General features: G+C 70.4%; 3 protein-coding genes. 1 reads left to right on the forward strand and 2 read right to left on the reverse strand.

What is annotated here, in order from left to right; translation table 11 throughout:
• Positions 1 to 45: 45 nt before the first annotated feature.
• Both AB0C29_RS27925 and AB0C29_RS27930 read right to left on the reverse strand, forming a co-directional pair.
• Positions 46 to 1,620 carry a lysyl oxidase family protein gene (locus AB0C29_RS27925; protein WP_360825973.1) on the reverse strand — a complete coding sequence of 525 codons (1,575 nt, stop codon included), beginning with the start codon at positions 1,618 to 1,620 and terminating at the stop codon, positions 46 to 48.
• A gap of 158 nt (positions 1,621 to 1,778) precedes the next feature.
• Entirely contained in the window at positions 1,779 to 3,356 is a 1,578-nt protein-coding gene (locus AB0C29_RS27930) for a lysyl oxidase family protein (protein WP_360825976.1), read from the reverse strand.
• 212 nt (positions 3,357 to 3,568) lie between these two features.
• Here AB0C29_RS27930 and ppc point away from each other — a divergent pair, with 212 nt between their 5' ends.
• Positions 3,569 to 6,364 (forward strand): phosphoenolpyruvate carboxylase, encoded by a 2,796-nt coding sequence (gene ppc, locus AB0C29_RS27935; RefSeq protein ID WP_360825979.1) that lies wholly within the window; start codon positions 3,569 to 3,571, stop codon positions 6,362 to 6,364.
• The last annotated feature ends 71 nt before the right edge of the window (positions 6,365 to 6,435 follow it).

The following is a 6,435-nucleotide window of genomic DNA, read 5'->3' on the forward strand; positions in this document are numbered from 1 at the left end:
GCACCGGCTCCACTCTGGAGCCGGTGCCCGCGGGCCGTTGGTGGGTCAGCCTTCGATGCCGTTGACCGGCGGCACCTCGAGGGTGCGCTCGGCCGGCGTGCCGCCCAGGATGATCTTGCGCAGCGCGCTGTTGTTGGTGGTGCTCAGCTCGCTGAGCTTGTTCGAGGGGTTGGCCTTGACCTCGATGTAGTACGTGCCGTTGGGCAGGTCGGTGATCTCGAACGACTGGCCCGGCAGCGACTGGGTGTAGGTGTCGCCGTTGCCGATGTCGAGCACCTCACGCACCGCCACGGCGGTGTTCTGACCGCAGGAGCTGGACAGGTCGGTGTTGCTCGGGCGCCACTTGGCGTTCGGGATCGTATAGTCGACCGCGTCCGTGTTCACCAGGCAGAACGCCTCCTTGCCGCTGCGCACCGCCTGCTTCTGGTCCGAGGTCAGCAGGTTGTACTGGGCGAAGTCGGTGAAGTGCCAGTGCCGGTGGCCGTCGCGCGGGTCCCACTCCATGGTGCCGGCGGCGACCGAGCCGACCTCCTTGCCCTTGGCGTCGAAGAAGTACTGGTACGCGTCCATCAGGTCGGTGCCGGTCTGCCGGAAGCCGTCGACCAGCAGCGGCGAGGTGCCGCCGTTCCAGACGGTGGCGCCGAAGCTCACGTACGCCTTGCCGTCGCCCTGCTCCAGCGTGATGCCCCAGGCCGGCAGCGAGCGCAGGTCGGGGCGCGGGCCCTTCGGGATGGCCGCTGCCTTGACCGCCTTCGGCTTCTTCGCCGGCGGGCGGAACTCCGGCTTGTAGGCCGAGATCTGCGAGTTGGGGTCACCCTGGGCGGCGTGCTCGTCGTGCTCGGCGAGGGCCGCGGCCTGGGCGGTGTCCGCGCCGGCCCGGGCGGCCTTGGCCTTGGCCTTGACGGCCGCGCCGGCGTTCTTGCCCTCGTCGACGGTCTCCACCTTGACGTTCGCGGTGAGCGAGGAACCGCCCGCCGCGATCTTGAAGTAGTCCTGGTACGTCTTGTTCAGCGTGACGGTCGCCGTGTAGTCGCCGTCCGCCAGGTCGAAGTCGCCGGTCGACGGCAGGCTGTCGGTGACCGCGTTCCAGCCGGCCTGGATGCCCCAGACCGAGCCGAGGGTGAACGGGTTGTAGGAACAGCCCTGCGGGTACGGGTTGTCGGCCGGGGCGTCCCGCCGGGTCCGCGTCGACGAGTAGTCGTTCGGGCAGAAGTCGGTCTTGTAGTTCGCGACCTCGGTGCCCGCGGCGTTCTTGATGCTGACCGTGGTGAAGTCCTTGAGGCCGTTCCAGCCGGTGACCATCCCGGCCGGCAGCGTCACCTCGGTCTTCTTGCCGTTCTTGAGGACGACCTGCTTGGCCACGATCGGGTCCGCGTACGACTTGCGGCTGGCCCGGATCTCGAACGGGTCCTTGCCCGCGATCACGTTGACGCCCAGATCGAAGAACAGGTAGGTCTCGTCCTCCCAGACGTAACGCTCGGCGACCACGTTGGTCGTCGCCTGCGTCAGCGCCAGCGGCGGCAGATCGGCGGCCGCGTTCGCCACGCCCATCCCGCCGGCGGCGATGCCGACAGCGGTGGCGACGGCGCCGGCCACCAGAATGCGGGTCCTTCTTGTCATGCTTTTCCTCCCGGAGGCGGGTATCACGCACAGGTAAACTTCAATGGCGTGAAGCGGACGTAAGGGCTTGAGAGACCCACCTCGAAGCACGCAGGTGGAGACACAGAAGAAGGCGCCGACTCCCGAGGGAGCCGGCGCCTTGGATCGGCGTTCGACGATCAGTCGAGCCCGTTGACCGAGGGCACCTTGAGAGTGCGCTCGGCCGCGGTGCCACCCAGCACGATCTTGCGCAGGGCGGTGTTGTTCTTCGTGCTCAGCTCGGCGAGCTTGTTCGAGGGGTTGGCCTTGACCTCGATGTAGTACGTGCCGTTGGGCAGGCCGGTGAGGTCGAAGGACTGGCCGGGCCGGTCCTGCGTGTACGTGTCACCGTTGCCGATGTCGAGCACCTCACGCACCGCCACGGCCGTGTTCTGACCGCACGAGCTGGACAGGTCGGTGTTGTCCGGGCGCCACTTGGCGCTCGGGATCGTGTAGTCGACCGCGTCGGTGTTGGCCAGGCAGAAGGCCTCCTTGCCACTGCGCACGGCGACCTTCTTGTCCGCCTTGAGCAGGCTGTACCGCGCGAAGTCGGTGAAGTGCCAGTGCCGGTGCCCCTCGCGGGCGTCCCACTCCATCGTGCCGGCCGCGACCGAGCCGACCTCCTTACCCTTGGCGTCGAAGAAGTACTGGTACGCGTCCATCCGCTCGGTGCCGGTCTGCCGGAAACCGTCGACCAGCAACGGCGACGTGCCCGCGTTCCAGACGGTGGCACCGAAGTTCACGTACCACTTCTTGTCCTCCTCCTGCGACAGCGAGATGCCCGAGGCGGGCAGCGAACGCAGGTCCGGACGCGGGCCCTTGGCGATGGCCGAGGCCTTGACCGCCCGCGGGCGCTTGGCCGGCGGCCGGAACCCCGGCTTGTACGCGGAGATCTGCAGATCCGGATCGCCCTGGCCGGCGTGCTCGCCGTGCTCGGCGAGAGCGGCCGCCTCGGCGGGGTCGTCGCCCGCCTGGGCCGCCTTGACCCTGGCCTTGGCCGCGGCCGCCGCGCCCTCGCCCCGGTCGATCGTCTTGACCGTGACGGTGAGCTTCAGCGTCGCGCTCTTGGCCGCGATCTTGAAGTAGTCCCGGTACTTCTTGTTGACGCTGACGGTCGCGGTGTAAACGCCGTCCGGCAGGTCGAACTCGCCGGTGCGCGGCAGGCTCGCGACGGGCGCGTTCCAGCCGGCCTGGATGCCCCAGACCGCGCCCAGGTTGAACGGGCCCTCGGAGCAGCCCCGCGGATAGGGGTTCTGCGCCGGCGCGTCCCGCCGGGTCCGGGCGGATTCGTAGGCGTTCGGGCAGAAATCTGTCTGGTAGCCGGCGACCTGCTTGCCCGCCGCGTTCTTCATGGTGATCGTGGTGAAGTCCTTGAGGCCGCCCCACCCGGTGACCATCCCGGCCGGCAGCTTCACGGCCTTCTTCTTGCCGTTGCGGACCACGATCTGCTCGGCGGTGATCGGCTTGGCGTAGGACGAGCGCTTGGCCTGGATCTCCAGCGGGTCCTTGCCGGCGATGACGTTCACGCCCAGATCGAAGTCGAGGTAGCCCTGCTCGCCGTCGTACACGTACCGCTCGGCCAGCACGTTCGCCGTGGCCATGGTGAAGGCCAGCGGCGGCGGGGCCGCCGCGGCGTCCGCCACTCCCATGCCGGCCGCGGCCAGGCCGAGAGCGGTGGCGACGGCACCGGCCACCACGATTCGGGTCCTTCTTGGCATTTCTTGTCCTCCCCGGAGCTCTGTGGTGCACAGGTAATCCGGAAAGGCGTGAAGCGGCCGTAAGCGCCTATGAGACTTACCTCAAATCACGCCGGCCGGGCGGGGCACCGATACGATCAGCGAAGTCGGGACAGCGCTGTCCTTCCGCACGCGATGCCGATCCCGTCCGCGGCGGAAAACCCCTGCAAGTTCTTCACCCGAGGAGCGCTCCGATGACAGACCAGCTCGGCCAACTCGACCCCGAGGGCCCTGACGCAGCGCTGCGCGCCGACATCCGGCGGATCGGCACGCTGCTCGGCCAGACGCTCGCCCGGCAGGAGGGCAAGCCGCTGCTCGACCTGGTCGAGGAGGTCCGCGCGCTGGTCCGGGCGGACGCCCCGGCCGCCGCCGAGCGCCTCTCCGCCCTGGACGTCACGACCGGCACCAAGCTGGCCCGGGCGTTCTCCACCTACTTCCACCTGGCCAACATCACCGAGCAGGTGCACCGAGCCCGCGACCTGCAGCGCCGCCGCGCCCGCGACGGCGGCTGGCTGGACCAGGCGGCCAAGCGCATCGCCGAGCAGGGCGTGCCCGCCGACGAGATCGCCGCGGCCGCCCGCCGGCTGGCCGTCCGGCCGGTCTTCACCGCGCACCCGACCGAGGCCGCCCGCCGCTCGATCCTGTCGAAGCTGCGCCAGCTCGCCGACTCGCTGGACGGCGAGGCCAGTGCCGCGATCCTGTACGGCGCGACCGACACCACCGCCTCCACGCGTCGCTTCGCCGAGCTGATCGACCTGCTCTGGCAGACCGACGAGCTGCGCCTGGACCGGCCCGACCCGACCGACGAGGCCCGCAACGCGGTCTATTACCTCAAGGACCTCTACGCCGACGCGGCCCCGCAGGTGCTCGACGACCTCGCCGAGACGCTGCGCCAGCTCGGGGTGGAGACCTCGCCGACGTCGCGCCCGCTGACCTTCGGCACGTGGATCGGCGGCGACCGCGACGGCAACCCGTTCGTCACCCCGGCCGTCACCCGCGACGTGCTGATCATCCAGCACGAGCACGGCATCCAGGCCACCGAGGCGGCGATGGACGCGCTGATCGACGAGCTGTCGGTGTCGCGGCGGCTGCGCGGCGTGTCCCTGGACCTGTCGGCCAGCCTGGCCAAGGACCTGGACGCACTGCCCGAGGTGGCGCCCCGGTTCCGCCGCACCAACGCCGAAGAGCCGTACCGGCTGAAGGTCCGCTGCATCAAGGCCAAGCTGGCCAACACCCGCGAACGGCTGCGGCGCGGCACCGCCCACGTGCCCGGCCGCGACTACCTGGGCACCGGCGAACTGGTCGGCGACCTGGAGCTGATGCGGGCCTCGCTGGCCCGCAACTCCGGGCAGCTCACCGCGGTCGGCACGGTCGCGTCGGCGATCCGTACGGTGTCCGCCTTCGGCCTGCAGCTGGCCACGCTCGACGTCCGCGAGCACGCCGAGAAGCACCACGAGGTGCTGGCCCAGATGTACACGCAGGTCGGCGAGGTCGACGACTACCTGGCGCTGGACCGGCCCGAGCGCACCAAGCTGCTGGCCACCGAGCTCACCGGGCGGCGGCCGCTGTCCAGCAACGACACCCCGCTGACCGACTCGGCGCGCAAGACGTTCGACGTGTTCAACACGATCCGCGACTCGCAGGACCGGTTCGGCGCGGACGTCATCGAGTCGTACATCATCTCGATGACCCTGGGCGTGGACGACGTGCTGGCCGCGGCGGTGCTGGCCCGCGAGGCCGGCCTGATCGACATCCACACCGGGCGCGCCCGGATCGGCATCGTGCCGCTGCTGGAGACCCCGGCCGAGCTGGACGCCGGTGGCGAGCTGCTGGACGAGATGCTGTCCCTGCCGGCGTACCGGGAGATCGTGCGGGCCCGCGGTGATCTGCAGGAGGTCATGCTCGGCTACTCCGACAGCAACAAGGAGGCCGGGATCACCACGAGCCAGTGGTCGATCCACAAGGCGCAGCGGGCACTGCGCGACGTCGCCGCCCGGCACGGCGTACGGCTGCGGCTCTTCCACGGCCGCGGCGGCACGGTCGGCCGCGGCGGTGGCCCCACGCACGAGGCGATCCTGGCCCAGCCGTACGGCACGCTGGACGGCGCGATCAAGGTGACCGAGCAGGGCGAGGTCATCTCCGACAAGTACACGCTGCCGGCCCTGGCCCGGGAAAACCTGGAGCTGACCGTGGCCGCCGTGCTCCAGGCGACGCTGCTGCACACGTCGCCGTCGGTCGACCTCTCCTCGCTGGCCCGCTGGGACGGGGCGATGGACACAGCGTCGGGCGCGGCCTTCAAGGCGTACCGGGCGCTGGTCGAGAATCCGGACCTGCCCGCGTACTTCTGGGCGGCGACCCCGACCGAGCTGCTCGGCGCGCTCAACATCGGCTCCCGGCCGGCGAAGCGGCCGAACGCCGACGCCGGGCTCGGCGGCCTGCGGGCCATCCCGTGGGTGTTCGGCTGGACCCAGACCCGCCAGATCGTGCCGGGCTGGTTCGGCGTGGGCACCGGCCTGCTCGCGGTCCGCGAGGCCGGTCAGGCCGACGTGCTCCAGGAGATGTACGCCAACTGGCAGTTCTTCCGCACGTTCGTCTCCAACGTGGAGATGATGCTGGCCAAGACCGACCTGACCATCGCCCGGCGGTACGTCGAGACGCTGGTCCCGGCCGAGCTCAAGCCGATCTTCGGCACCATCGAGCAGGAGTACGCCAAGACGGTCGAGCAGATCCTGGCCATCACCGGCCGCGACGAGCTGCTGTCCAGCCAGCCCGAGCTGTCGCGCACGCTGGGCGTCCGGGACACGTACCTGGAGCCGCTGCACCACCTTCAGGTCGCGCTGCTGCGCCAGTACCGCGAGCTGAACGCCGACGAGCGTCAGGCACCGACGGCACCGGGCGCGCGCCGCTCGGCGTCGGACTCGACGGCGCTGGAGCGGGCGCTGCTGACCACGGTCAACGGCATCGCGGCCGGCATGCGCAACACGGGCTGACCGCTCACGGACGTTCGCCGGCCGGGCCCGCGCAAGGCGGGGCCGGCCCTTTCGCGTTCAGACCCCCCCCG

The sequence above is a fragment of the Actinoplanes sp. NPDC048791 genome (assembly GCF_040650095.1).
Taxonomy (GTDB): domain Bacteria; phylum Actinomycetota; class Actinomycetes; order Mycobacteriales; family Micromonosporaceae; genus Actinoplanes.

Excerpts from the sequence above, each read along its gene's own strand:
- AB0C29_RS27925 (WP_360825973.1), bottom strand. The coding sequence starts at position 1,620 with ATGACAAGAAGGACCCGCATTCTGGTGGCCGGCGCCGTCGCCACCGCT.
- AB0C29_RS27930 (WP_360825976.1), bottom strand. The coding sequence starts at position 3,356 with ATGCCAAGAAGGACCCGAATCGTGGTGGCCGGTGCCGTCGCCACCGCT.
- ppc (WP_360825979.1), top strand. The coding sequence starts at position 3,569 with ATGACAGACCAGCTCGGCCAACTCGACCCCGAGGGCCCTGACGCAGCG.